Here is a 2,446-nt window from a genome sequence, read left to right as displayed (position 1 = left end):
AGTAGGACACCGCCGAACAATTCTTGAGAAAACCCCCGTGCCGACCGGCACGGGGGTTTTCTGCTTTTGGGGTCGTTTAGGGTCGAGCCATGCGCTACGACCTCATCATCTTCGACAACGACGGCGTCCTCGTCGACAGCGAGCCGATCTCCAACCGGCTGCTCGCCGCCTATCTCACCGAACTGGGGCACCCCACCTCGTACGAGGACTCCATCCGCGACTACATGGGGTCGGCCATGCACCGGGTGCACGATCTGGTCCTGGAGCGGACGGGCAAGCGGCTCCCGGACGACTTCGACGACGTCTTCCACGCCCGTGTCTTCGCCGCGTTCGAGCGGGAGTTGAAGCCGGTGGCCGGCGTCACCGGCGTGCTGGAGAAGCTGGCCGCGGACGGGATGCCGTACTGTGTGGCGTCCTCTGGCAGCCATGAGCGGATCCGGGTGGGACACCGGACGACCGGACTCGACCGGTGGTTCGAGGAGGCGCGGATCTTCAGCTCGCAGGACGTGGGGCGCGGGAAGCCGGCGCCCGACCTCTTCCTTCACGCGGCCGGACGGATGGGGGTCGAGCCCGAGCGGTGCCTGGTCGTCGAGGATTCCCCGCTGGGCGTGGACGCGGCCGTGGCCGCCGGGATGGACGTGTTCGGGTTCACCGCGGTGACCCCCGCGGCCAGGCTCGCGGCGGCGACGCAACTCTTCGCCTCCATGGGTGAGTTGGCTGACCTGCTGGTATGACCGGCGCCATCGGTGCGGGGCTGACATTTGTCATGCGGACCTCCGGACGATCGTTTCTACTGGAGGACCCCGCCCGGCGGCCAGGGTAGGGGCATGACGAAGACGACGGGGACCCAGGGCCGCAGCGAGAAGCAGAACCCGAGCGCGCTGGACAACTTCAAGCCGCTGATCGTGGACGTGGCGGCGCCGCTCGGTTCGTACTACCTCTTCAGGGACGCGTTGGGGATGAGCACCTTCGCGGCGCTCGCCTGGAGCAGCGTGGTGCCGGCGGTACGGACCGGGTGGGGCCTGGTCAAGGAGCGGAGGACCAATGCGCTGGCCGGCCTGATCCTGGTCGTGAACGTCGTCTCGCTGCTGTTGAGTTTCGTCTCCGGGGACCCGCGGCTGATGCTCGCCAAGGACAGCGGGATCAGCAGCACCATCGCCATCGGCATCCTGGTCTCCGTGGCGCTCGGGAAGCCGATGATGACCGCGGGGATGAAGCCCTTCCTGGTGAAGGGCGACGCCGCCAAGGAGGCGGCCTGGCAGCGGCTGACGTCCGGGGCGGCGGCCGACTCCGCGGCATTCCGGAGCAAGGAGCGCGCGTTCTCCGTCGTCTGGGGCGTGGCGCTGCTGGCCGAGTGTGTGGTGCGGGTCGTGGGCGCGTACACCGTCCCTGTGGACACGATGGTCTGGCTCGGCTCGGTGATCATGGTCGTGGCGATGGCGGCGGCGTTCATGGTGAGCGGTGCGCTGGCCGCCGGACCGATGGAGCGCATGCTGGCCGCCGAGGTGAAGGCCGGAGCCGAAACCGCCGTCGGGCAGCCCGCGCTCGCCGTCGCCGCCTGAGACACCCGGTTCGCTCGGCCTGGCGGGCGGGTGAAGCTGAAGAAAATTCATCTTTGATCGGACCTACCCACAGGTAGCCCGGGGCCCTACGCTCGCCGCCATGACAGAAGTGCTGCGGCGCGGTAGGGCCTCGTTGGCGTTCAGCTTCTTCGCGCAGGGCGCCGCCTTCGCCCTCCTCGTGACGCGCATCCCTGCCGTTCAGGACCGGTACGGCGTCTCCGACGCCCTCCTGCCGGCCTTCCTGGCGGCCGTGCCGATCCTCGCCGGCGCCGGCAGTGTGACGACCGAGCGGCTGGTGAGGCGAATACGGCCGAGCCGGGTGCTGCGCTGGTCCCAGCCGGTGGTCCTCCTGGCCCTGCTCGGGGTCGGGGCCGGGGACCGGATCGCCGCACTGGCCGCCGCCCTCGCCGTGTTCGGGCTGGCCGTGGGCGCACTGGACGCGTCGATGAACATGCTCGGGGTCAGCCTGCAACGGACGTACGGCCGCAGCATCATGCTCAGCTTCCATGCCGCCTACAGCCTGGGCGGGATCGTGGGTGCCTCGCTGGCCTGGGTGGGGGCGCACTGGCACCTGGCGCTGTGGGTGTCGTATCTGCCGGTGGCGGCGGTGCTGCTGCCGGCGACGCTCGTGGGCAGCCGGTGGTACGTGGACGGTGACGCCACCGCCGTACCCGGGGCGGCGGAGCACGGGCATGGTCCCGTCGTCTTCAGGCTGTTGCTGCCGCTGTGTCTCGTGATGACCTTCGCCTACATCGGGGACTCGACCGTCTCCAACTGGAGCGCGAAGTACCTGCAGGACACCCTGGGGAGCTCCGAGCAGTTGGCGACGGTGCCGTACAACGTCTACATGGTCACCACGCTGGTGGGGCGGGCCATCGGGGATC

General features: G+C 69.4%; 3 protein-coding genes. All 3 read left to right on the top strand.

Annotation, left to right across the window (positions count from 1 at the left end; all coding sequences use genetic code 11):
- Positions 1-89 precede the first annotated feature (89 nt).
- Positions 90-734 carry an HAD family hydrolase gene (locus BZY54_RS47335; protein ID WP_086731476.1) on the top strand — a complete coding sequence of 215 codons (645 nt, stop codon included), beginning with the start codon at positions 90-92 and terminating at the stop codon, positions 732-734.
- A gap of 93 nt (positions 735-827) precedes the next feature.
- Positions 828-1,562: a VC0807 family protein gene (locus BZY54_RS47330; protein WP_086731475.1), complete on the top strand. Its 735-nt coding sequence runs from the start codon at positions 828-830 to the stop codon at positions 1,560-1,562.
- A gap of 100 nt (positions 1,563-1,662) precedes the next feature.
- A partial coding sequence (locus BZY54_RS47325; protein ID WP_143668382.1) for an MFS transporter occupies positions 1,663-2,446 on the top strand: 784 nt, incomplete at its 3' end.

Origin of the sequence: Streptomyces carpinensis (genome assembly GCF_002154505.1) — a bacterium.
Lineage (GTDB): Bacteria > Actinomycetota > Actinomycetes > Streptomycetales > Streptomycetaceae > Streptomyces > Streptomyces carpinensis.
Note: the sequence above shows the minus strand (reverse complement) of the source record. Positions and strands in the feature narration are given on the sequence as shown.